This window comes from Bacillus cereus group sp. BfR-BA-01360 (assembly GCF_022663595.1).
Classification (GTDB): domain Bacteria; phylum Bacillota; class Bacilli; order Bacillales; family Bacillaceae_G; genus Bacillus_A; species Bacillus_A cytotoxicus.
In genome coordinates this window covers 90692-115155 of sequence record NZ_JAKUFV010000012.1, presented here as the reverse complement: position 1 = coordinate 115155, position 24464 = coordinate 90692, and the positions used below count along the sequence as shown (strand labels likewise).

Genomic DNA, 24464 nt, shown 5'->3' with positions numbered 1-24464 from the left:
GTCAAATCAAAATGACATTAGCGGGTCAATTTCAAGTTGTCTACAATTTGAAGCGTATTCGTAGAATTATGAAGAAATACGGGATTATCTGCCCGATCCGCAAAGCGAATCCTTACAAAAGAATGATAAAAGCGACGAAAGAACATTTCGTGGTACCAAATCGATTGAAGCGAGAATTCAGGCAAGGTACCCCTGGAAAAGTGCTTCTTACAGATATCACCTACCTGTTTTATGGTAAGAATCAGAAAGCATATTTATCTACTATTTTAGATGGGTCCACAAATGAAATTTTAGCCTATCACGTTTCAGAACAGCTCACATTAGACATCGCAATGACGACTCTTCACAACCTAAAGAAGAATAAGAAAATTCGATTGACTGAAGATGCCTATATTCATTCTGATCAAGGAGCTCATTATACAAGTCCGACCTATCAAAAACTAGTTAAAAAATTAAAACTGGGACAATCCATGTCAAGACGAGGAAACTGTTGGGATAATGCCCCCCAAGAATCTTTTTTCGGGCATTTTAAAGATGAAGCGCATATAAAAGCTTGTACATCTTTTTCCCAGCTAAAACAAGAGATTAAAGACTATATGAAATACCATAACCAGCATAGATATCAGTGGAATTTAAAGAAGATGACTCCTGTTGAATACAGAAATCATCTTCTCGCGGCTGCCTAACTTTTTTTTAAATGTCCTTTATAAAGGGTACAGATTAACAAAAGCATTGCTTTTTCTAATTTCCAACATGGAATGGTCCTCACATTAATTTGCATTTTGAACAAATACACGTTTCAATTGCTTACGGAAACGAATACATAAGGTAATTGCCACAATCAAAGCAATTCCAAAAATGATTTTCCCGCTATGCTGTCCCAGTGCACCAAAGATGTCATGTAAATTTCCACCTAACCAATAGCCACCAAGCAAAAAGAACAACACCCAGAATAAAGCACCTGCATAAATTGTAATTGCAAAGCGACGGAATGGTAGATTAATAATTCCTCCAAAATATCCGGTAAAGTGACGGACACCTGGGATAAAGAAGCCAATAAAGATTAAGAAATATCCATACTTATCAAACCACATTCTTGTTAAATCAATTTTTCTTTGTGTTAAAAAGACATACTTTCCATACTTTTGTACAAAAGGCATCCCAAGCTTATTTCCTAAAAAGTATTGAATCGTCATTCCAATACTTGTCCCAATAAATGACAAAATAATTAATACAAATAAGTTTAAATCTCCTGTATGTGCTAAATATCCTGCATAGGCTAATGTCGGCTCTCCCGGAAATGGTAGAGCGATATACTCTAACAGTAATCCAACAAGTACAACATAGTAGCCATATTGCTGAAATAACTCATGAATCCATTCCATGTTATCTCTCCTTTTCTAATCCTATCAACATGAATCACGTACCCATTGTTACTATTATTGTATAAAAAAATTGTCGAAATAACTATCATAACAGCTTACATTTTTATTACATTTTTGTAAGATACACATCAACTTATTTTCACTGATCCCATTCTATATGTTTCTAAATCACATATACGCTAACCTAAATTACATCCATTTGTTCTATATAAAAAACGAATTCAAAAAAATACATACTTTTATAAACTCTTTATTTGCAAACCTTTATCCATTTTTATATAAATACCCTTTCTGTTTTTTTAAAAAAACGTTCTATATAAAAAACCATATTAAACTCATCTCAACTTCATATTAGCTTCATATACATATTGTAAAATTATATCGGAATTTGTTGAAAAGTATAACTAGTGAATGTGCCATATATTAAATTGAATAAATATAAATGATTCCCCAAAAAAAGAGAAAAGGAGAATAAAAATGGAAGCGTATAACATGCACAATTTTATCAATACAGAAATTGAATCTCAGCCGCATGAAACAACTTTCAATCTACACATATGCGAAGCAAATGAATTTGATACGAATTTAACAAAATCTACAACGTTATCCTTTATTGTTACAAAAAGAAATATCAAAATTATTACTAGAAAGTGGATCAATTCTCGGCAAGAAAGTATGATTGGTAAAAGTTATATTATTCCAACTCAAGCATTTCACTATCTGCTACCTATTATTTGTGAAAATGAAGAAGAAATGATTATTCAAGTACAAAGCTTTGGCACAAGCGGTGAACTTCTACTTAACGAAAGATTACTAATCAATAAAAATAACCGCAAGAATAGTACGAAAATCACTTCCTTTTTTGAAGCTTTAAATGAGAATATTATTCAAACTTTACGTACTTTCCAAATTCAATGTATGTAGTACAGTCATAAATAATTTATTCGTACTTATTATTTTAAATGATAAAATGAGCAAGAGGAGTATAATGATGAAAAAGTTATTATTAGTTATGTTATTTATATGGATTTGGGTATATCCTCTCAAAACTACCGAAGTAAAAGCAGCTTCACCATCTCAGCAACTAATTGTTAACACAAATACACATAAGATGGCATTCTATCAAAATGGAGTATTAATAAGAAACTTTACTGTCGCTACTGGAAAATCTACCACACCTACTCCAACAGGATCTTTTATTATTGTTAACAAAATTAAAAATCGCCCTTACTATACTGGCCATATTAAAGGTGGCGATCCACGTAATCCGCTCGGTGATCGTTGGCTCGGATTAAATATGGCAGGCACATGGGGAACAACATATGCGATTCATGGAACAAATAATAATCAAGCTATCGGTAAATCTACAACGCTTGGTTGCATTCGTATGTATAATAACGATATACATTGGTTATTTGAACAAATTCATGAAAAAGCCACTGTCATTGTAAAAAACTAGTTTAATACCGAAACAAGAGAAAACTCTTGTATTAGCCAAGAACTTATCTTGGCTTCTTTTATTTCCTTTATTTCTTTGTTTACAGTAGCAAAGCAGTTGTCTTTACATATATAATAAAAATAACTTTAATAAAAAGGCTATTAACATTTATAAAAATAAATATTAAAATTATACAGTTGTAATGTTTCATAAATTTCATATTACATACTATAATAGAATTATCGTGAATAAATTTTTTATCCCCATATATTACATACTTTTACTTTATTGTAATAGCGGGGGCTTATTATGTATATGAGCAATAGAAATTGATTATAATGCTTCATCAATCAGCTTTTTACAGGTAGTTCATCTCTCACCTAATTTCTTGCTTTCACTAAGCCTTAAAGTGTGAGTCTTACTGCCCGTTAATGCAGGATAAATGTTGAATTTGAATATTTTAGTAAAAAGCGTTATTTAGGAGGTGTTACGATGACGCATATACTAGTGATTGAAGATAATCCAGATATACAAGAACTGATACGAGAATTTTTGACTGCACAAAATTATAAAGTTGATGTTGCAGGTACAGGAACAGAAGGCATTCTTCTATTCCAAAAGAATTTATACGATCTTGTCCTGTTAGATGTAATGTTGCCAGATATAGATGGATATAGTATTTGTAAAATTATCCGTGGTCAGTCAGATGTACCGATTATTATGCTAACAGGTCTACAAAATGAAGAAAACGAAATTAAAGGTTTTGAGCTCGGGGTCGATGATTACATTACAAAGCCTTTTCATTATGCTATTTTTATCAAACGAGTTGAAGCAGTATTGCGAAGAGCAGCTTCAACAGAGGTTGAAAATGCAAATATACTACAATTCCATGAACTAATGCTAAATTCCACTGCATATGCTGCATATGTAAATGGTGATCAAGTGGAACTTACAACAAAAGAGTTTGAAATTATATATACGTTATTACAAAACCGTGGGAAAGTATTATCAAGAAGTGATTTATTAAATAAAGTATGGGGCTATGAACATTACGGTGATGTGAGAGTAATTGATACACATATTAAAAATTTAAGGAAAAAATTATGCATTCCTTATATTAAAACGGTGAAAGGCATTGGCTACAAAATCGACTCTTAAAAAAGGAAACATCACCAGAAATATTTTTATTAAAACCATGTTATTTTGTATCCTTTTATCACTATGCCTTTATCAAGTTATTTATTTTTTATTATCAAACTATGATAAAGAGCATCACGGGCATTCTATTCATTCAAAAGAATTACAGACAACGCAGGACGCGGTTGCAAATACAAAGGCTGCTCAAAATAAAAGTGAACAAAATAAAGCATTTTCCGGAAGTCTATCAAACCTTCCACCTTCTAGTATAGATATTCAATTGCTCTATACTGCACTCAATCATGTCTTACATCATGATCAAGAGGCAAAAGAAAATGCGCAAAGCCCTTCTCATGTAAATAGTAAAAATGAATCACCTTTACATTCTGAACAACAAGCTAGCCAAACTGTTAACTCAGATGTAACAAAACAAGAAGACAAATCAAAAAGCCTTGCAGAGATATTCAAGCAGCTCGCTCCACATATCGCGCTAACAATGTTGACTGTCTCACTCCTTGGCTCTTTCATTTATACAACATTAATAGCGAAACCATTTCACTATATGAGCGAAACATTGCGAGAAATTATGAATCTCGATTTCTCCGATAAACCATCTACAAATATACAAAAAGAGAATTATGGTTTAGAAACTTTAGCTGTTGGAGCACAACAAATTGTTAAAAGATTACATGAAACGAATAAAGATTTAAGAAACGAACTGAAAAGAGAACAAGAACTGGAGAGATCGCGTAAAGAATTTATGTCCATGCTGTCTCATGAATTAAAAACACCAATTACAGCTGTTATGGGGCAATTAGATGGTATGATTCACGGAATCGGCGCTTATAAAGATCGCGATAAATATTTAAAGCGTTCCTATGAGATGATGCAGGATATTAACAATTTAACGGAAGAAATGTCGGAATTATCCAAAATACAAAATCCTCAGTTCAAACCGAATCTACAAGTCATTTGCCTATCTAACATACTTGAAGATATTATGAAGAAGGTAGATTATTTTGTAAATGTAAAGCAATTAAATGTTCAATCTAATATCAAACCAGACGTACAAATTTTAGCTGACCATAAATTTATTCAAACAGCCATTTTTAATATTGTTTCAAATGCGATTAACTATACAATCGACCATCAACATGTATATATAAAACTTTATGAAAAGCCAAATGCTTATGCTTTGGAAGTATTAAATACAGGTACACAAATTGAAGAGGAAAAATTAGCTCATCTATTTGAGCCGTTTTATCGAGCCAATCCTAGCAAACACGGCCTAGTACATGGAAGCGGTTTGGGCTTGTATATTGTAAAACAAATATTAGATAAGCACCAATTCCCTTACGGCATTCAAAATACGCCTCAAGGTGTAAAATGTTCGATTGTGTTTCCAAAAGCTTTGTAGCATTCATAGACTCTACGATTGCTTCAGAACATAATAGAAAGAGAATTTCCCTATTCAAACTCAATATGTCTTTATGAGCGGCGGAATTTTGCAGAGCTTTTACTCTGTTTCGTTTGCTCGTTGTCCTAACTTGGACAACGGGCGCTTTTATTTAGAAAGAAGGTTTTGTATTGAAGTTATGTCTCCACTTCAATGGCTTGGCATCATTTTTATATGGATTGGTATTTTCACACCGCAGTTTCTTAAAACACGTCCATTCAATCAAAGTATGTAGAAAAGAAATTGAGAAACCTTGTTACTATATAATGCAAAAAAGGATCCCTTCACGGATAGGATCCTTTTTTGCATGCTTAACGCATATAAGTTGAGGTTGGAGATTACCATAATTCTGTAGAATAGGACACAAGGTATTTCAACATTTTATCTCTGACTTTACGTAGTCAAAAGGGGTATGACCAACATAACGAAGAGTAATATTTTAGTTGATATTGATAACGATTATCAATATCAACTAATTAGAAGTATACATGATGTGTTCTAGAAATACAATAGTTTTTTATTTATATTTTTTACTATGGAAATGTAAACATTTTACGAACATTCCCATAAATTAGGGATTGAATTCCTATAATCTGCTATACTTGTACTAGAATATGAAGCACTTTTTCGTTTAAAGTGTTTCAGTTCTTTTTCATAAATATCTATTAATTATAATAATCAATTTTAAAGGTGGAGAGATTATGAAACAGATCGGAATTCGTAAAAAGCTTCTCTTTATGTTTTTAGGTATATGTTCCTTATTTAGTATTGCACTCATTATTATTCTTTCCTATGCAATAAGTGAGACGCACAAGGCTGAAACCTTAAAATCTGAAGTATCGAAACGAGCTACTATTTTAAAAGAGAGAGGGGATTGGTTTCAAGCACAAGTTGCTGGCTTACAGGAATATTTACTATCTCATGATCAAAAAGGGTTAGATAAATTTAATCGAGAAGGCAAAAAATTAGCAGATACACGTAAAGAAGTGACAAGTGATAAAAAGCTGTCAGAAGGGATGAAAGAAGCTATTTTAATGGGGGGAAAATGGCGCAGTGTGATTGATAATGAAGTTCTTCCACTTGCACGTGAAGGAAAGTGGGAGGAAGCTTCCAAAATTGCAATAGAACAAACGGATTACGTCAATGATCTATTGGATCGCTTTACCAAATATGCAAATGAAGAAAAAGAAAAACAAAATCAATTAATTGAGGATATTCATACTTCATCCGAATTCATCCAATATATTATTTTCTTCTCGCTTATTGCATGTACGATTATTTCTATCTTATTAGCTTGGTGGTTCTCCGGCCATCTTGTTAAACCGATCCAAAAAATTGATTCTAAATTAAAAGAATTAGCTTCTAAAGATGGTGATTTAACAGCAAGATTAGACGTAAATAGTAGAGATGAAATTGGCAACATCGCTCATTCTTTCAACCAAATGCTCGCAAATTTACAACATATTATTCAACAGGTACAACAAACATCTACGAATGTAAAGGAAGCATCGTTAAGCATGTATTCCAGCACAATTGCTTCTATGGATGCGACATCACAAATTCAAGATACAATGGTATCTCTTGATGATAGTATTCGTTCACAAGTTTCTAGTATAGAAGAAAGCTCCACTGCTATGGACGACATGTCAAAAAGCGTACAGCGCATTGCGGAATCTGCTTCTTCTGTCGCAGAATTAGCAATGACAACAGCTGAAAAAGCAGACGATGGTGGCAAAGTTATTGAAAAATCAATTTCACAAATGAATACAATACATGAAGCAGTCAACGCCACATCACAAGTTGTGGAACGCCTAATTACACATACAAAACATATTGATACAGCTGTACAATCCATTTCTAATATTGCGGAACAAACAAACTTATTAGCTTTAAATGCTTCCATTGAAGCTGCTCGGGCTGGGGAACAAGGAAAAGGATTTGCGGTTGTTGCAGATGAAGTTCGCAAACTGGCTGAACAATCTAAAACAGCAGCGACTGATATTAACCATTTATTACGTCAAATTCAAAATGATACACAAGCTGCCAATGATATGATGACACAAGGGCAATCAGAAGCATCTCAAGGAATTACGGTCATTCGTACTGCTGGTTCTTCTTTTACAGCAATTGTAAACCATATAAATGAAGTTTCTACACAAATGCAAGAAATGTCTGCTACTGCTGAAGAAATGGCTGCAAGTGCTGAAGAAATGAATGCATCCTTAAATAATATCGCCTCCATTTCAAATGAGGTGGCAGCTGATACAACCCAAACATCCAATTCAGCTGGTGAACAAGTTCATGTAATGAAAGAAGTCGCTACAAAATCATCAGAGATGAAAGCTACTGTAGAGGAGCTAGAAGCACTTGTTGCGCATTTTAAAACAACTTCATAATAGATTGTAAGAGAGACTTTTCATTTGTCTCTCTTTTTTATTATTTATCATGGATTTACATATATCTCGAAAAGAAATATCTTATGCTTTCCTCTTTGAATGACTGTCTGCTATAATTCCTAATGGAAAGAACGTTTTATTCCAACAAGATATAGGATAAAGTGAAACTTTAATCAGTGGGGGCTTCATCCCCATCGATTATGAGCCTTCACCAATCGGGCTGTTACGGGCAGTAAGGCTCCCACCTATCTTCCTTGCTTCTTTCTGAATCTTGAGGTGGGAGTCTTACTACCATAAAATAGCGGGATAAAGCTTTTCACATTATTATATCTAAAAATCTTAATAGAATGATTAAAAGGAGGTTTTTCGTATGAGTTTTATTAGTATTCGCAAAAAATTGATATTCATGATGATAGCAACTTGTGCTTTATTCAGTATTGCATTAGCTCTTATTTTATTTTTTGCTACCGATCAATCCAAAAAAGCTGAGACATTACAAACAGATATCTCCCCTTTAGCAACAGAATTAAAGGAACATGGAGAGGCTTATCAAGTGCAACTTTCTGCTCTACGTGGTTATTTATTACAACATGATCAAGTGGAAATCGACAAATTTCATGAAATGAGTAAGCACATTGAAAGTACGAAGGACAAACTTCTTGCGGACTCTCATGCCAATGAACAGCTAAGAGATACAATGCAACTAGGGGCTAAATGGAGAGAATTTATTGACACAAAAGTCTTTCCACTTGCAAAAAAGGAAAAGTGGGAAGAAGCTATTCAACTTGCTGAAACAGAAAATGCGACCGTCTATAAAGTAATAGGGGATTTCACAAACTATAGCAATGAACAAGCAAAACTACGTGAACAGTCCATTCAAAAAATCGACCAATTCTCATCGTTCATTGTATATGTTGTATTGTTATCTCTTATTATCTGTAGTGTTGTTGCCATTATTCTTGCATGGTGGTTCTCTGATAAACTTGTTAAACCAATTCAACAAATTGATATAAAGTTAAAAGAATTAGCATCTCAAGAAGGGGACTTAACAGGTCGTTTACAAGTAAACAGTAATGATGAAGTTGGTGAAATTGCTACTTCCTTTAATAAATTGCTAGAAAATTTACAGCACATTATTCATCGAGTACAAAAAACATCTAAGGAAGTTCAAACAGCTTCTGAAAACATGCTCGAAAAAACGAATACATCAAGAGAAGCTACATTAAAAGTTCAGCGTACCATGTCTGAATTAGAAACAAGTATTCAATCTCAAACTTCTAGCATGGAAGAAAGTTCTACTGCTATGGATGACATGACCATGAATGTGCAGCGCATTGCGGGAGCTGCTTCTTCTGTTGCTGAGTTAGCTGTTACTACTTCAGATCATGCCAATAACGGTACTGCCGTTATTCAGAAATCGATTACACAAATGACAACAATTCATGAAGCAGTCAATGCTACATCACAAGTTGTCGAACGTCTAATCACTCACACAAAACATATCGATACAGCATTGCAATCTATTTCTAACATTGCGGAACAAACAAATTTACTTGCTCTCAATGCTTCTATCGAGGCTGCTCGGGCTGGGGAACAAGGAAAAGGATTTGCAGTTGTCGCAGATGAGGTCCGCAAACTTGCAGAACAATCTAAAACAGCTGCAACTGATATTAACACGCTATTGCATCAAATTCAAAATGATACAGAAACAGCAAGTTCTATGATGTCACGAGGACAAGCAGAATCTGCAGAAGGAATTCATGTAATTCGCAAAGCTGGAGATTCCTTTACAACAATTGTAGAACAAGTAAACCATGTTTCCACACAAATACAAGAAATCTCTGCAACAGCGGAAGAGATGGCAGCAAGTACCGAAGAAATGAACGCATCTCTTAACAACATTGCTTCTATCGCTAATGAAGTATCCGCAGAAGCGACTCAAACTGCAAAATCAGCGGAAAGAAAAGTAATTGTTATAAATGAAATGACTTCTACAGCAAGTCAAATGAAACGAACAGTAGAAGAATTAGATACTCTCGTATCGCGATTTAAAACAGAATAAAATTCCTTTTATCCAGGTACTCCTTTTAAAGGAGCCTGGATTTTTTACTTTTTCAAACCCAGTATAGTTCACTTTCTAAGTAATCTTCTATTACTATAGACGTTCTCTCACGAGATTCTCCCCATATGTAACGACATTCACAATCACGCGTTATTTCCCATATCACAATAAAAGGAGTCTTATTATAATCTATATGTATGCTCCTTTCTGCTACTTACCGCCATTATAGAAAGCACTTCATGAAACATGTGTGAGCTATTTCACTGCATCTTTATCTTTTTTCCTTTATAATGAGAATGACTATCACTAATATTAGGAGTGTGCTACATGTCAAAGGAATTTGAAGATAAGATATATGCAAACTTGGAAGCTGTGATTGATCCTGAATTAGGCGTTGATATCATCAACCTTGGTTTAGTATATGATGTTACCGCTGACGAACAAAATAACGTTGTTATTACTATGACAATGACTTCTATCGGTTGCCCGATGGCTGGGCAAATTGTATCCGATGTAAAAAAAGTACTATCAACAAATGTACCTGAAGTAAATGAAATAGAAGTAAATGTTGTTTGGAATCCGCCTTGGTCTAAAGAACGTATGTCCCGTATGGCAAAAATCGCTCTTGGCATTCGTGACTAATGTACAAAAGATCTGACTCAGCTAAGTCAGGTCTTTTCCCCTATTATTTTACGCCTACTGACTCATAAGCTTTGTCTACAGCTTGTACTGCTTTAGAATTTTCACCATATAAATCTTCAGCAGATTGCAGAGCAGCTTGACGCATCATTTTAAAATCAGCATTTGCAGTTAAATATTTCGTAAGCGCATGATAGTAAATTTTTTCTGTCGCTTCGCGGCCAATGCCAGTTACTTTTACACCGTAATGCTCTCCGCCCTCAGAAACTAAATATGCCGCTTTATTATTAATACTACTATTAATATGAACACCACCGTTATCATATGGTCCTACATAGCGTTTGCTATAATGATCTGGATACCCTTCACCTGGCTTTAACGGATTTGGAATCGAAGCTGGATCTTTCAGAGAACGAAGCGCATCTCCTTCAATATCAGGCGTGTAAATATCAGCCCCTATATCCCAGTTTTTCTTCTCAACCATAACACCCATAATATCCGATATCGATTCGTTCAATGCACCTGATTCATTTTGATAAACTAAATTCGCTGTATATTCTGTTACAGCATGTGTTAATTCATGACCAATTACATCTAATCCTGCAGATAATGGAATAAATGTTTTTCCATCACCATCACCATATACCATTTGTACGCCATTCCATGCCGCATTATTCCAAGCCTCACCTACGTGAACAGCTGAAATGAGCTTTGCACCTTTATTATCGAAAGAATTGCGATTAAAAGTCTTTTTATAATAATCATATACTTTTCCGGCATTTACATGTGCGTCAACTGCAGCTTTGTCCTCAAAGAACTTAGATTTACTCTCTATTTCTTCTCCTGTATAACCAAACCATTGTGATAAAATTATAAATATATTCTCGTCCATATTTTTTGCGTCAAATGTATGAACACCTTGCCCACGTTTCCCATCAAACAAGTTATATACACCTGTTTTCTCATCTTGAGCAATTTCAAATGATGCTTTGTTTCCTAATACACCGTATCCAAATCCTGTAATAGAATCGATTGCATTATATTTCTCAATCACATTTCCATTTGTTGCATCAATAAAATAATGCCAATATCCTGGAGCTGGTTTGGAAATAGATGCTTTTACAAGATAAGTAAGATAGTAGTTCCCGTCTTTTTCATACACATATAAATCTTTTTTTACACCATCATATTGATTCACTTTTCCAATTTCTTTTTCAATATTTTTCTTTGCAATGTTTACAGCTTGTTCATCCGTAATGCTCGTTGCAGTCGGAATATTTTTATCCTCTAAATTTGGAATGACTTGTCCGAAAAAAGCCTTCACATTATTTTCTTTATCAAATGTGATCGTTTGATCTGAGCCATACACAGGAATGTCATTATATTTCTCAACTAGCTTAATATGAGTTGTCTCCGACTTCTCATCTTTTTCTTCCCCAACAATCTTGAAATGTTTTTCTACATTTCCGGCTAATTTGAACATTGCTTTCTTACTCTCTAAATATTGAAAGACAGATTCTTTTTTATCTACTCCTTCTGGTGCTTTCCATTCTTCCCCTATGTAAGCAGGTGTTTTAAATTTTGGGTGATATTGAATTTGTTCTTCTGCCTGTACGTTTGATGTCCCGAATCCCCCAAATCCTAAAGTAATAACAGATAGAGCTAATGCTGACGAAACAATTGTCTTTTTCAAACGAGCACTCTCCATTCCCCAAAAATTTTTTGACACTCTTATACACTTCAAAAAAAGGAAAATATATCCTTTTGGAAAATATTGAGAAATAATTTTCTTACAATTTCATCCAAAACAGCAAATCAAAAGAAGTAGCGCATCTTTTTCATGCCCTACTTCTTTTGATAAGTAATAACTCTTATTGTTTTTTCATTTCAATCACCAAATAATGTGACTGCTCTTTTGCTTGAATATAAATGTCCTCCTCAACAACTTCCGCTGCATCTCGCATGACAAGTGTTTCATCATTTACAATACCGCTTCCTTCAATTTGTATAAGATAAACTTGACGTCCTTCATTTACAGGGAAACAAATCTCTTTTCCTGCTTCTAATGATAAAGAATATATATTTGCATCTTGGTGAATGGTAATTGGTGCATCACCATCAACTGAGGACACCATATGGAACCATGTATTTTCGCGTTTATTCCAATCAAATTTAAACTCTCCATAGTTTGGCTTATGGCCAGCATAGTCTGGTAAAATCCAAATTTGTAATAGACGCAATGTTTCATTTCCTAAATTATGTTCACTATGAAATACCCCTGTACCAGCACTCATATATTGAACATGCCCACGCTCAATTGTACCGCGGTTTCCCATACTATCTTGGTGCGTTAGCGCTCCATCTACAACGTAAGAAATAATCTCCATATCACGGTGTGGATGCATATCAAATCCTGTTTGCGCCGCTACTAAATCATCATTAATAACGCGAAGCACTCCGAAGTTCATATTATTTGGATTATAGTAGTCTGCAAATGAAAAATGAAAATGTGTATGTAACCAACCGTGATTTGCTCTTCCCATATTTTTATGATCAATTTTTCGAAACATATTCTTCACCTCATTTTATCTCATATTCGAGATATTTTCTTAAAATTTTTTATTGTAGCTTTCGAAGTAATTCTAATAATTGTCGCTGTTCCTTATGATTTAACTTTCCAAACTGTTCCGCTTGAAATGTTTCTTGCGGTGGAACAGTTTCTTGATATAACGCTCTTCCCCTTTCTGTTAACGAAAGATATTTCGTCGCCCCTTCCCGTTCCCGCTGAATCCATCCTGACTTTTCCATCTTGCTTAAAAGTTGCGTAATATTCCCTTTCGTAACAAATAACTTCTTTCCAAGTTCCCGCTGTGTTAATCGTTCTTGTCCACCAATTTGAGCTAAAACATCAAACTGTGCAGCAGACAAATTCCATTTCTTTAAATGCTGATTTGTTTCACGAATACTTTTGTTATAAAAGCGCGATAAACGGAACCATAATAGTAAACCTAGTCTATCTTCTGTTTTCATTCCATCACCTCGCTCATTTCATATCATTAGTTTAGAACTAAACTTTAAAAATGTCAAATACTAAAATTTAATAAGTAAAAAGCATAGTAGACTTGATCACTATGCCTTAGTTTATTTTCCCTCTTATATATTCATTCATTTTTCGTTCAGCAAATGTACGAGCATCTCTTTCTATCCATCGTCGTTCATATGCCTCGTTATCTATATATAAAACATTCTGTTCCTGTTGCATAGAGTGTCGAAACTCATGTAACAACGTTTTGAGCACTTGTTCATATTGTTCCCACCTGCATATAAAAATGAGTCTTTTTTCTTTATGATAAAAGCCGTTCAAAGGAAATAAAAATTCTTCTTCCTCTTCTCCTAACATGAGAAGAACTTCATTCGTCTCACACGTATCGCAAAAAATAACAGGAATTTCACGCTTCTCAATGAGTGAAAAAACATCATTTTTCACTTGTTGAATATCCCAAGGAAATTCTGCATCCAGCACGTACCAATTTCCAGCTTGCTGATGCACATTTTGAAACTGGAGTTCCATCTTCCTCCATTCCCCTTTCTATATTCCCTTTTTCTATATATATGCCACCACAAGAAGAAAAATAAACATATATTCCTATATAACATTACATCTCATTCAAAAATCTTTTAAAATATTGTTTCAAAGGCTTGATTTATACCAATTACTAATTTATAATTATTATAAATTAGTAATTGGTATAAAATAATAACTCAAAAGGAGATGGATTATATGAATACACAAGTAATCGAAGTATTAAATAAACAAGTAGCAGACTGGAACGTACTATTTACAAAACTACACAACTTCCATTGGTACGTAAAAGGACCTCACTTCTTCGTCCTACATGAAAAATTCGAACAATATTATACAGAAGCAGCTGAACACATTGATGAAATCGCAGAACGGATTTTAGCAATCGGCGGCAAACCAGTAGCAACAATGAAAGAATACTTAACACGATCTTCTGTTCAAGAAGCTTCTTACGGAGAAACTGCAGAAGGGATGGTTGAATCAATCTTGAAAGACTATGAAATGATGTTAGACGAACTCAAAAAAGGCATGGAAATTGCTGAAAATGCAAACGATGAAACAACATCTGACTTACTACTCGGCATTTACACAGAACTAGAAAAACACGCTTGGATGCTACGTGCATTCTTAAATAAATAATGCCCCGCCCTAACGGATCCGGTTCTTCCGTATAGAAAGTGCTCTTTCCTTTCTCTTCTGTAAGAACCTTAGACACAAGAGGCTTGCCACCGCAACTAGATATTCTAACCGCTAGGTCCCGAAAATACACTTAACAATGAAACGCCCCCAAATTTCAGAGGGCGTTTCATTGTTATTCATATTGACACGAATTCTGCTGAAAAGTTCTTTTCTCTCTTCTAGCTTATTTCTCTATATAAAAATGCATGTTAAAAAACATGCATTTTTGAATTCATTATTTACGATAATTGTTTCCACTTATTCCCCATTACAGGGCGCTGGTAATTTTTCAAATGGCGCAATAATTCTTCTGCATCATCTGCTGAAACGATTAATTCTTTATTAGATGGATTCATAAATCCTTCTTCTGCTGCACGATTTACCATTTGCAAAATCGGCTCATAAAAATCTTTCACATTTAATAAACCAACTGGTTTATCATGAATTCCAATTTGCGACCAGCATACGACTTCAAATAATTCTTCAAACGTCCCATATCCACCAGGTAACGCAATAAATGCATCTGCAAGTTCTCCCATTTTCGCTTTACGTTCATGCATTGTTTCTACTTCAATGAGTTCTGTTAACCCTTCATGAACAATCTCTCCACGAAATAACCCACGAGGCATAACACCTGTAACACGTCCACCTAGACGTAACACTTCATTCGCTACTTCTCCCATTAATCCTACACATGAGCCGCCATATACTAGTTCATAATGATTCTGGACAAGCATTTTTCCAAGCTTAATAGCCTGCTCTTTAAATTCAGGTCTCTCTCCTAAGTTCGAACCTGCAAATACACAAATTTTTCTCATACCTACACCCCAAAGCTATATATTGTTATGATACAATAAACATTGTACAACATATTGAGGGGATGAGAAAGAATTGAATATAGTTGAATTTCAAAGATGGGTCGAGGAATTTTATAAAAAACGAAACTGGTTACAATATAATGCCTTTATTCGCTTAAATTTCTTAACAGAAGAAGTAGGTGAAGTTTCCCGCGTTGTGCGTGCCATTGAAATTGGAAGAGATCGTCCTGATGAACAAACAAAAGGACAAGAAGAATTAACACGAGAACTAAAAGAAGAACTTGGAGATGTACTAGCGAACCTTATTATTCTTTCACAGAAATATGACCTTGATTTACAAGATATTATGCAGGCACATGTCTCAAAGCTTTCCAAAAGGTTCGAAACATCTAAATGAGAATACACCAAATCGAGTAGGAGAAGGTGATTAACCTCCGACCTCCCGTATACATCGGTTCAATTCAGTCTGACGAATCAGTGAATAGCTGCTACGTAAGCTTTTAAGCCCTAAACAATTCAAGAATGAATTGTTTAGGGTTCTTGCTAAGATTGGGCTATTAGAAATTCTCCAATATTTCTTCCGCTATTTCCTCATTCGTATGCTTTGGGAACTCCTAATGATCGTAATTCCTTTATGCTTATCTTAGGCGTTTTCCATTGTTTCCATATAATCATACGAAGTCAGATTCCCCCTAATTTTGGACACATACTACCCTTAACCCATTGTTTCAAAGAATTTCTCTTTCTTTCCAGATAAGGCAAGAAAAAATACGCCTCATACTCGAACTTCTTTGATTTTTCACTCTTCTATTTAAATTCGTCGATACAATTCATTTGGTGATAAACCAAAAATATAAGAATGGATCGTTGTTGTAAAACTCAATATATAGTTACTTCTTGATAAGCGTCTACATATGTTTGAAACATGCATCACTTCAAACATTCGTATGACTCGATATGGGCATTCATATGTGGTGTCTTCGGTGGAATTCTCCCATGCAAGATTCACAAATGGGGCATACTTTTTCAAATACATTCGAAATAAATGATGAACCATTGTCAGTACGAATCACAGGTTTGTAGTCCGTTTCAAATTATTCCCGCTTGAATCGAACCCTTTGTACAAGATGACCAACGTCTTCGCTTGGACATTGTAAACCAATATGATAACCAATGATAGAACAATCACACACATCGATAATGGATAGAATATAAAAGAAAGGAATCGAACTTAAATAGGCAAGTGGATATACAAACACAATTTCTACAAAACAAAGTTGAGAACGCTCAAAAAAAGTGCATACATATTCTTCTGATGAAGATATGCATACACTTTTCTATGTTAGATGGGAAAAGGCAGTGTAATGCTGAACATTCAGCATTACACTGCCTTATTTCTTAAAGCTTGAAGTGGGATGAGGCATAAAAGGAGCTTTTTGCCCCCCCTTGGAGGCGAGTTCGACTTACACAACAAAAACACTTGAGTAACATAGTAAAACAAAATTATCACTTTAGAAAGAAATGAATCCATTCTTTCTAAAGTGATACATATGATGAAAAAAGGACTTTTTACTTTATGGAACCAATCTGTCCAAAATCAAGTAAAGTTCATTCATCAACTATTGAGAATAGCTGCATAATAATAAATCTCATTAGAAATCTATATACTTCTTTCAAGTGGATGTATTCTTTGCATCAGACTCTGTTTGCCGCTCTATTTTGTCTTCAGCAACTTTTAACTTCTTTTCCAATTCTGTTTTTTCTTTTTCCCATGTTGCTTTGGCCGTCATTAGCTCCTGAAACTGCTTGTCTTTCCTCTCCAGTTGCTGTTTCAGATTTTCTGGCCCTACTTGCAACTGATCCATTTGAATTTCCGACTGGTCTTTTTCATCTTCCTTTTGTGTTGAATTTAGTGGATATCCCTTTGTATAAATTCTATAATGTTCATTAAATCTCCATCTGTAAACCTCGATATAGTATCTATTGCTAGGTGATACCCAGATATTATAATCCTTCTCCTCCGTAGCTACTTCACACGGCGTCTTCCCAAAAGTGCTCGGACATGCGGCTTTCCACACCCGCTTCTCTTTGTTTAACAGCGTGTAACGGTTTCCGCCGTTATATAATGTGTCGAAGCGCTTCCCGTCTGAGAATAAATTGATTTGATATGATAGGTAATCATCGTTTTTAAAAGTAATGTGAGTTGCTGTTTCAGCTTATCTGAGTCCTCTTGCAGAGTTTTAACCCGTTGCTTCTCCTGATTGTTTTCTTGGGCAGCTTGATCTAACGTTTCATGTAACCAATTAATGTATTGTACCTTATTTTCAATGATTTGATTGGCTTGTCCAATTTTGTTATTCGCATTCTGTGCGAATTCATCAAATTTTTTCTTTAAAGTATCGAAGGTATTGACAAATTTCGGCACATTTGTTTGGATTTCGGTTACATCCTCTTTCAGCTTATTTAAATGTGTATCTCCTGTCCATCCTGTAATTAGGCTCGTGGCCAATATGCCCAGCATCATTTTTTTCAACAACAATCGTATATTCCTCCTCGCCTAAATGTATTCATTTAGGTGACTGCTTAAAAAACATTTACTTTATTTGGTGCTCCCGGACGACGCTTACCTTTATCTTCGTTATCTGTAATTTCAGGTAATGATGGATCTAAGTCTTTTACCGCATTCTCTTGGATTGCTTGCTGCACGTTATCCAGCACCTCTTTTAATTTATCAGCGATGTCTTTTGCAGCCGCTTCCGTATTCACATTTGCTTCCGTCAAGCTCTGACGTAATGCGGTAATCTCATTTTTAATTTGCTGAATTGAATTTTTGTCCTGTCCGCTTGTTCCATCCTTTTCTAGAAGCCCTCGAATTTTTTCTAAAAGGTCTGTTGGTTCTTTGAGGCTCTCATCTGTAATTTCCTTCATTAAGGCAGTGACATCTCCTGTCTTGTCATTTCCTACTATTTCCGTAATTTTCTCTTCTAGTTCTTTTTGTTTATCTATATTCAGCTTATCCTTTTTTATGTTGTCAAAAAGGGTACCGATTTCGTTTTTGTGTTTGGGCTTTATTACCAGATCTTCTTTATGTTCTTTGTCGATTTCATCTGTTGTAATCATCACAGTAGCTGTTCCCGCAATAGATGACCCAACTAGTGTGCCCGTAAGAACAATTCCTTTTAAAGTTCCTAGTACCATTGTTCCATCTCTCCCTTATCTATTTTTTATCAGTTCGAATGATTAGATTGTTTGGAAAGATTGAATTCGCTTGCAACTTTCCCCTAATTCCAAAAACACCCTTGGGAACGTATTCACCATGCGAATTTAATGAGTAACCTAGAGAGGTGAATTTTTTGAATTTTATTGAAATAAAGGAGGTATTTCTCGGGGATTACCAGCGTTTCAAATGACCCTTTTCGTCTCAATCTCCTTTTTTCATATACAGAAGTGAGAAGGAGAAGATGATTGGAATCAAACATCATCCGTTCATGCTATATTATCTATTGAAATGCCATGAGGAAACAACTCGTCTTTTTTCTTTTGTTAAAGGAATTTATACACTATTTATCCTCTTAAAATATTTTTATACTGAGAAAATAAGTGAAAGGAGGAAACCACAATGGCTAAAAAACAACTTCATTGCGCATTCTTTTTTCTAAGTATGTATTCTCTTTTTTCCGCATATTGTTCAAGCTCATGTTAAGCGGTTTCCACATGCCCCCCCAGAAAAGGTACCTATGGAAAAACATTCTACAACCATTCTTCCTTGTAGTTGTATATTATTTCTTAGGTTTGTTTCTTTTGTTGCTGTTGTATCATGCCTTTCTTACCTTATAAGCGATAAGCATTTACAAGAACTGCTTTCATAAAGGGAAACAGGCCGTTTCATTCCGTATCCTTTAGGGCATGCATTCAATGTGGTACGAATCCACTGAAAAATCTGTATTTTATATATATATTCCTCTTTTTCATTTAGAAGCTTCAAACTTCTTTTTACATTGGCAATGAATATCACCTGTACTCTCTATTTTTTGCTTCGATTTTTTAACATTCTCCAGCTCAATGTTTTAATTCTTCTATTTAATGAACAATAATATAAAGTATTTACCAGAAGGATTATGTCTAACTGTAGCATGTAAAATACGTCCCTTAAAAAATTATTTTATTCATTTCCCGTACCTCACTTTTATCATTGTTTCCCTTATAAAGAGGAATGCGTGTAAAAATAGACAAAACCCCCGAATCATGGACTTTTTAAGTATCCACGATTCGGGGTACAGTTCAATTAATATAAAAATAGACCCTTTTAATCGAATAAATATTATACTATGATTTGTTACCTTGATACTAGATGTAGATTTTAACATATTTATCATTTTTAAAGATATTTTATTTTTGTAATCCATTAATAATTGTATCTGTATTCCACTTCATCATTTTTAAGTAAGTATCTCCATCCTTACCTGGCTTACCAAGTGAATCTGTGAAGATTTTACCAGCGATTGGTACATTCGTTTCTTTTGAAACAGTTTCCATACTACGTGAATCTACACTTGTTTCCACAAATAAAGCTGGAATCTTTTTTTCTTGAATTAAATTTACAACGTCTCGAATTTGATCTGGAGTACCTTGGTTCTCTGAATTAATTTCCCAAATATATCCTGTTTGCATTCCATATGCTTTTCCAAAGTATTTAAACGCACCTTCACTAGAAATTAAGTAACGTTTTTCTTCAGGAAGCTGCTGGATTTTTCTTACTGTCTCCTCATGCAGTTTTTGAAGTTCTGCTATATACTCTTTCGCATTTTTAGCGTAGAATTCTTTGTTTTTAGGATCTTCTTTCATCAATGCTTCTTTCACATTTTTAGCATAGATAATACCATTTTCAATATTCATCCACGCATGTGGATCTGTTTCTTTTTCTAATCCTTTTGTTTCTAAATAAATCGGCTCTACACCCTTACTTACTTTATAAACAGATGCGTCCTTTCCTGATTTACCTGTCGTTTTTAATAGTTTTTCAAACCATGAATTACCTTCTTCTAAGTTTAAACCATTGTAAAACACTACATCAGCATCCTTCATTCGCATCACATCTTTGGGTAGCGGATCATATTCATGAGGATCAGCCCCGATTGGAACAAGACTATGAATCTCAACTTTATCTCCACCAATTTGCTTCACCATATCATATATAATTGAGTATGTAGTTACAACTTTTAATTTTCCACTCCCCTCTCCCTTCCCATTTGTGTTACTAGAACATGCAGTTAATCCAAATGCGAAAATACAAAGTATCGAAAAGAAAACATTTTTCAATTTCATCTTTATCCTCCAATCCATTATGACAACTCTGCTCTATTTTTTCTCATTTTGATAGCTCTCCAAAACAAACCTTGTGACGGTGAGAAAAAGAATGCTAATCCGAATAAGAAGGTTGCAACAAGAACAATCGCTGCACCTGAAGCAAGATTATAAGAGAAACTAAAATATAACCCTACTACAGATGAAAATGCACCAATACCCGTAGCCAAATAAATCATAATCCATAAACGGTTTGTTAATAAATACGCTGTAGCTGCTGGTGTGATTAACATAGAAACAACCAGAATAATCCCTACAGTTTGAAGTGAAGCAACTGTAACCATCGTAAGAAGAACCATTAATCCATAATGTATGAGCTTGTTTGGCAATCCATAACTTTGTGCCATTATCGGGTCAAAAGTAGATACCAGTAGTTCTTTATAAAATAGAATCACAAGACCGATAATGATAATTCCAATAACAAGTGTCATCCACATATCTGAAGAACGAACTGCTAAGACATTTCCAAATAAAATGTGGTACAAATCCGAACTACTCTTCATAAAGGTTATTAAGATAATCCCTATAGCAAATACAGATGTAAACATAATCCCAATTGCCATATCCTGTTTAATACGACTATTTTGGCTTACAAATCCAATTCCTACCGCAGTAATGACCCCTGTGAAAACCGCACCTATGAAGTAGTCCATTCCAAACATATAAGAAAGTGCTACTCCTGGAAGGACGGCATGTGAAATGGCATCCCCCATCAATGCCATACCTCGTAATATAATAAAGCATCCAATTACACCACCAATAATTCCCACCATAACAGAAGTTAATAAAGCTTTCTGAAGAAAACCGTACTGCATGATTGCATCTATAAATTCTACAACCTTCATGATGAGTATACCTCCGGTGACTTATTGAAGAATATTCCTTGATTCACATACGCTTTTGACAGAATAGTCGGCTCTAACACTTGTTGCACTTCTCCGTACTGAATGAAGCGTTTATTCAATAATAGTAATTTATCAAAATAGGATTCTGCTTTACTTAAATCATGATGTACAACAACAATTGTTTTTCCTTTTTTACGTAATTCTCTAAGAATTTTAATAATTGTCTCTTCACTTGTTACATCAATTCCAACAAATGGCTCATCTAAGAAAAATACCTCAGCCTTTTGTGCTAATGCTCTTGCCAAAAAGACACGTTGTTGTTGTCCACCTGACAGCTCACCAATTTGGCGATTTTTAAACTCTTCCATTCCAACTTTTTTTAAGCACTCAAATGCCCACTCTCGATGCTCTTTCTTCGGTCTTTTCATCATGCCTAAAGATGGATACGTCCCGATTAACACGACATCTAAAACGGTAATCGGGAAATCCCAATCTATATCACTTCTTTGTGGTACATACGCAACACGCTTTCTAGCGCTTCGAATATCCTCTCCAAGAATTCGAACATATCCCTTATCATTTGGGATTAAATCTAAAACAGCTTTCATTAAAGTAGACTTTCCCGCTCCGTTTGGGCCAATAATTCCAACAAGCTTTCCCTTTTCAATATCAAAAGAAACATTCTCAACCACTTGATTCCCTTGATACGATACAAACAAATCTTTTACAACTACAGCTCCAGCCATTTTTTTATGTATTCCCCTTCCTCTTTCGCACAGGTAAATATTTTGCACGAGGGCAAACTTTAGACAAAAATACATTTTGCTATAAATATAAAATGTATCTTGATTTTATTTTCCTTAAGGAAACTTTTTTGCTTAAATCAAATTATATAGAATTGACGCAAGTTTGTAAACATAATAACTAGCAAGCTGAGATTCCGAATCACTATGAAAGAGAATCCTCCTTTTCTCTTTATAAGCATGTTTGACTTGCTAAAAGAATGCGGAATGAAATGACCTGTTTACCTTTATGAAAGCAGTTCTTGTAAATGCTTAACATGAGCTTGGACAATATGCGGAGAAAAGAGAATACATACTTAGAAAAAAGAATGCGCAATGAAGTTGTTTTTTAGCCATTGTGATTTCCTCCTTTCACTTATTTTCTCAGTATAAAAACATTTTTACACGAGGATAAATAGTGTATAAATTCCTTTAACAAAAGAAAAAAGACGAGTTGTTTCTTCATGGCATTTCAATAGATACTATAGCATGAACGAATGATGTTTGATTCCAATCCCCTTCTCCTTCTGTAATGGAGAATACGTTCTCAAGGTTTTTTGAAGGAAAAGGGCGAGCGATGTACAAGCACATTCAAATTTTCTAACAAAAATTTAAAAAACAGATAAGGGAGAGATGAAACAATGGCATTAGGAACTTTAAAAGGAATTGTTCTTATGAGCGCATTAGTTGGGTCATCTATTGCGGGAACAGCTACTGTGCTGAAATGGACTGGTGATGAAAAATTAAAACAAATGCAACTAGCAATGGAACAAGCAAAACAAGAGGTTGTTAAGGCGAATCAAAAGTTAAAAACTGTTTTTGACAAATTTACTACGTTGAAAACCGAAGCGGATAAGAAATTAAACGATGCAAATACAACTATCGAGGATAAATTAGAGTATATCAATTGGTTAGATACGGAATTGACAGCCATCGAAGACGCGATTAAGGGCTTTGAGACAACATTTGAGGAAAAAGATCAAATCATAGAAGAGTTAAAGCAACTAAAAGATTTGGATCAAACTAAAAAAAACGAATTACAAAAACAAATTGAGAATTTACGGAAGAACTTAGAGGACAAGGGCATTTTAACGGAAAAACAAAAAGATAGAATTGAAAAGTTAAAAGAATTACTTAAAAAAGAGCAAGATCAGATTACAACAGGGGATATCGACAAAGTGACGCAGATTATGGAAGAAATCGACAAAGAACAGAAGGAAGATCTGCTAGTAAAGCCGGAAGACAAAAAGGAAATCGATAGCCTTTTTGAGAAAGTGAAAAAGGATACGAAGGATATAACTAGCCAAAAAGAACTAGAAGAGAAAATTACGAAAATAGTAGGAAATGACAAGACAGGAGATGTCACTGCCTTAATGAAGGAAATTACAGATGAGAGCCTCAAAGAACCAACAGACCTTTTAGAAAAAATTCGAGGGCTTCTAGAAAAGGATGGAACAAGCGGACAGGACAAAAATTCAATTCAGCAAATTAAAAATGAGATTACCACATTACGTCAGAGCTTGACGGAAGCAAATGTGAATACGGAAGCGGCTGCAAAAGACATCGCTGATAAATTAAAAGAGGTGCTGGATAACGTGCAGCAAGCAATCCAAGAGAATGCGATAAAAGACTTAGATCCATCATTACCTGAAATTATAGATAGCGAAAATAAGAGTAAGCGTCGTCAGGGAACACCAAACCAATAAAAAAACAAAATAGAGTGGATATTTTTTAAGTAGGAGGAAATGATGTGCTTCTTCATCACCTTCTTCTCTCACACCTTTCTTTCATTTGTAAAGGATGAGAGAAGAAGGAATTTGGAATTTTATTTGATAGTGAAAAATATGGCATTTTGTAAAGTCGTCACTTGAATGAATACAT

General features: G+C 34.5%; 23 protein-coding genes. 11 read left to right on the top strand and 12 right to left on the bottom strand.

The window, feature by feature from the left end; genetic code table 11:
• Window positions 1-686, top strand: a 686-nt coding sequence (locus tag MR056_RS13035) for an IS3 family transposase (RefSeq protein ID WP_242136566.1), incomplete at its 5' end; no start/stop codon positions are given.
• Between the two features lie 84 nt (window positions 687-770).
• Here MR056_RS13035 and MR056_RS13030 read toward each other — a convergent pair.
• Window positions 771-1385: a DedA family protein gene (locus MR056_RS13030; protein WP_012096064.1), complete on the bottom strand. Its 615-nt coding sequence runs from the start codon at window positions 1383-1385 to the stop codon at window positions 771-773.
• A 477-nt stretch (window positions 1386-1862) separates the two neighbouring features.
• Here MR056_RS13030 and MR056_RS13025 point away from each other — a divergent pair, with 477 nt between their 5' ends.
• The 7 genes from MR056_RS13025 to MR056_RS12995 all read left to right on the top strand — a co-directional run bounded on the left by MR056_RS13025 (window position 1863) and on the right by MR056_RS12995 (window position 10516).
• Entirely contained in the window at window positions 1863-2309 is a 447-nt protein-coding gene (locus tag MR056_RS13025; RefSeq protein ID WP_140388446.1) for a DUF3978 family protein, read from the top strand.
• A gap of 67 nt (window positions 2310-2376) precedes the next feature.
• A complete protein-coding gene (locus MR056_RS13020) occupies window positions 2377-2844 on the top strand; it encodes a L,D-transpeptidase (RefSeq protein WP_041810602.1) in 468 nt (155 codons plus the stop codon).
• 471 nt (window positions 2845-3315) lie between these two features.
• Complete coding sequence (locus MR056_RS13015; RefSeq protein ID WP_012096067.1) at window positions 3316-3981, top strand: response regulator transcription factor; 666 nt, start codon at window positions 3316-3318, stop codon at window positions 3979-3981.
• Window positions 3959-5377, top strand: coding sequence for a sensor histidine kinase (locus tag MR056_RS13010; protein ID WP_012096068.1), 1419 nt, complete (start codon window positions 3959-3961; stop codon window positions 5375-5377). Before MR056_RS13015 ends, MR056_RS13010 begins: the two co-directional genes overlap by 23 nt.
• A gap of 740 nt (window positions 5378-6117) precedes the next feature.
• Window positions 6118-7812: a methyl-accepting chemotaxis protein gene (locus MR056_RS13005; RefSeq protein ID WP_012096069.1), complete on the top strand. Its 1695-nt coding sequence runs from the start codon at window positions 6118-6120 to the stop codon at window positions 7810-7812.
• 370 nt (window positions 7813-8182) lie between these two features.
• Window positions 8183-9874, top strand: coding sequence for a methyl-accepting chemotaxis protein (locus MR056_RS13000; RefSeq protein WP_012096070.1), 1692 nt, complete (start codon window positions 8183-8185; stop codon window positions 9872-9874).
• Between the two features lie 327 nt (window positions 9875-10201).
• Window positions 10202-10516: a metal-sulfur cluster assembly factor gene (locus MR056_RS12995; RefSeq protein WP_012096071.1), complete on the top strand. Its 315-nt coding sequence runs from the start codon at window positions 10202-10204 to the stop codon at window positions 10514-10516.
• Between the two features lie 43 nt (window positions 10517-10559).
• On the opposite strand, the gene MR056_RS12990 is transcribed toward MR056_RS12995, so the two are convergent.
• From MR056_RS12990 to MR056_RS12975, 4 genes are all read right to left on the bottom strand, one after another.
• Window positions 10560-12206 (bottom strand): M4 family metallopeptidase, encoded by a 1647-nt coding sequence (locus MR056_RS12990; RefSeq protein ID WP_140388447.1) that lies wholly within the window; start codon window positions 12204-12206, stop codon window positions 10560-10562.
• 178 nt (window positions 12207-12384) lie between these two features.
• Window positions 12385-13083: a pirin family protein gene (locus MR056_RS12985; protein WP_012096073.1), complete on the bottom strand. Its 699-nt coding sequence runs from the start codon at window positions 13081-13083 to the stop codon at window positions 12385-12387.
• A 49-nt stretch (window positions 13084-13132) separates the two neighbouring features.
• Entirely contained in the window at window positions 13133-13543 is a 411-nt protein-coding gene (locus MR056_RS12980) for a MarR family winged helix-turn-helix transcriptional regulator (RefSeq protein ID WP_012096074.1), read from the bottom strand.
• 106 nt (window positions 13544-13649) lie between these two features.
• Window positions 13650-14084, bottom strand: coding sequence for a DUF3920 family protein (locus MR056_RS12975; RefSeq protein WP_012096075.1), 435 nt, complete (start codon window positions 14082-14084; stop codon window positions 13650-13652).
• A gap of 210 nt (window positions 14085-14294) precedes the next feature.
• On the opposite strand from MR056_RS12975, the gene MR056_RS12970 reads away from it, so the two are divergent.
• Window positions 14295-14735, top strand: a complete 441-nt coding sequence (locus MR056_RS12970) for a Dps family protein (RefSeq protein WP_012096076.1) — start codon at window positions 14295-14297, stop codon at window positions 14733-14735.
• A 278-nt stretch (window positions 14736-15013) separates the two neighbouring features.
• Here the strand turns inward: MR056_RS12970 and MR056_RS12965 are convergent, their stop codons facing one another.
• Window positions 15014-15592 (bottom strand): LOG family protein, encoded by a 579-nt coding sequence (locus MR056_RS12965; protein WP_012096080.1) that lies wholly within the window; start codon window positions 15590-15592, stop codon window positions 15014-15016.
• 73 nt (window positions 15593-15665) lie between these two features.
• On the opposite strand from MR056_RS12965, the gene MR056_RS12960 reads away from it, so the two are divergent.
• Window positions 15666-15989 carry a MazG nucleotide pyrophosphohydrolase domain-containing protein gene (locus tag MR056_RS12960; protein WP_012096082.1) on the top strand — a complete coding sequence of 108 codons (324 nt, stop codon included), beginning with the start codon at window positions 15666-15668 and terminating at the stop codon, window positions 15987-15989.
• 1276 nt (window positions 15990-17265) lie between these two features.
• Here the strand turns inward: MR056_RS12960 and MR056_RS12950 are convergent.
• From MR056_RS12950 to MR056_RS12925, 6 genes are all read right to left on the bottom strand, one after another.
• Window positions 17266-17670 (bottom strand): hypothetical protein, encoded by a 405-nt coding sequence (locus MR056_RS12950; RefSeq protein ID WP_012096083.1) that lies wholly within the window; start codon window positions 17668-17670, stop codon window positions 17266-17268.
• A gap of 14 nt (window positions 17671-17684) precedes the next feature.
• Window positions 17685-18131 (bottom strand): hypothetical protein, encoded by a 447-nt coding sequence (locus tag MR056_RS12945; RefSeq protein WP_012096085.1) that lies wholly within the window; start codon window positions 18129-18131, stop codon window positions 17685-17687.
• A gap of 44 nt (window positions 18132-18175) precedes the next feature.
• Entirely contained in the window at window positions 18176-18790 is a 615-nt protein-coding gene (locus tag MR056_RS12940) for a hypothetical protein (RefSeq protein ID WP_210351364.1), read from the bottom strand.
• Window positions 18791-19981: 1191 nt separating this feature from the next.
• Window positions 19982-20917, bottom strand: coding sequence for a metal ABC transporter substrate-binding protein (locus tag MR056_RS12935; protein WP_012096088.1), 936 nt, complete (start codon window positions 20915-20917; stop codon window positions 19982-19984).
• A 17-nt stretch (window positions 20918-20934) separates the two neighbouring features.
• Window positions 20935-21801, bottom strand: coding sequence for a metal ABC transporter permease (locus MR056_RS12930; protein ID WP_012096089.1), 867 nt, complete (start codon window positions 21799-21801; stop codon window positions 20935-20937).
• The gene (locus tag MR056_RS12925) at window positions 21798-22547 is read right to left on the bottom strand and encodes a metal ABC transporter ATP-binding protein (RefSeq protein ID WP_012096090.1); all 750 of its coding nucleotides are present in this window, start codon (window positions 22545-22547) and stop codon (window positions 21798-21800) included. Before MR056_RS12925 ends, MR056_RS12930 begins: the two co-directional genes overlap by 4 nt.
• A gap of 677 nt (window positions 22548-23224) precedes the next feature.
• Here MR056_RS12925 and MR056_RS12920 point away from each other — a divergent pair.
• Entirely contained in the window at window positions 23225-24289 is a 1065-nt protein-coding gene (locus MR056_RS12920; protein ID WP_012096091.1) for a hypothetical protein, read from the top strand.
• The last annotated feature ends 175 nt before the right edge of the window (window positions 24290-24464 follow it).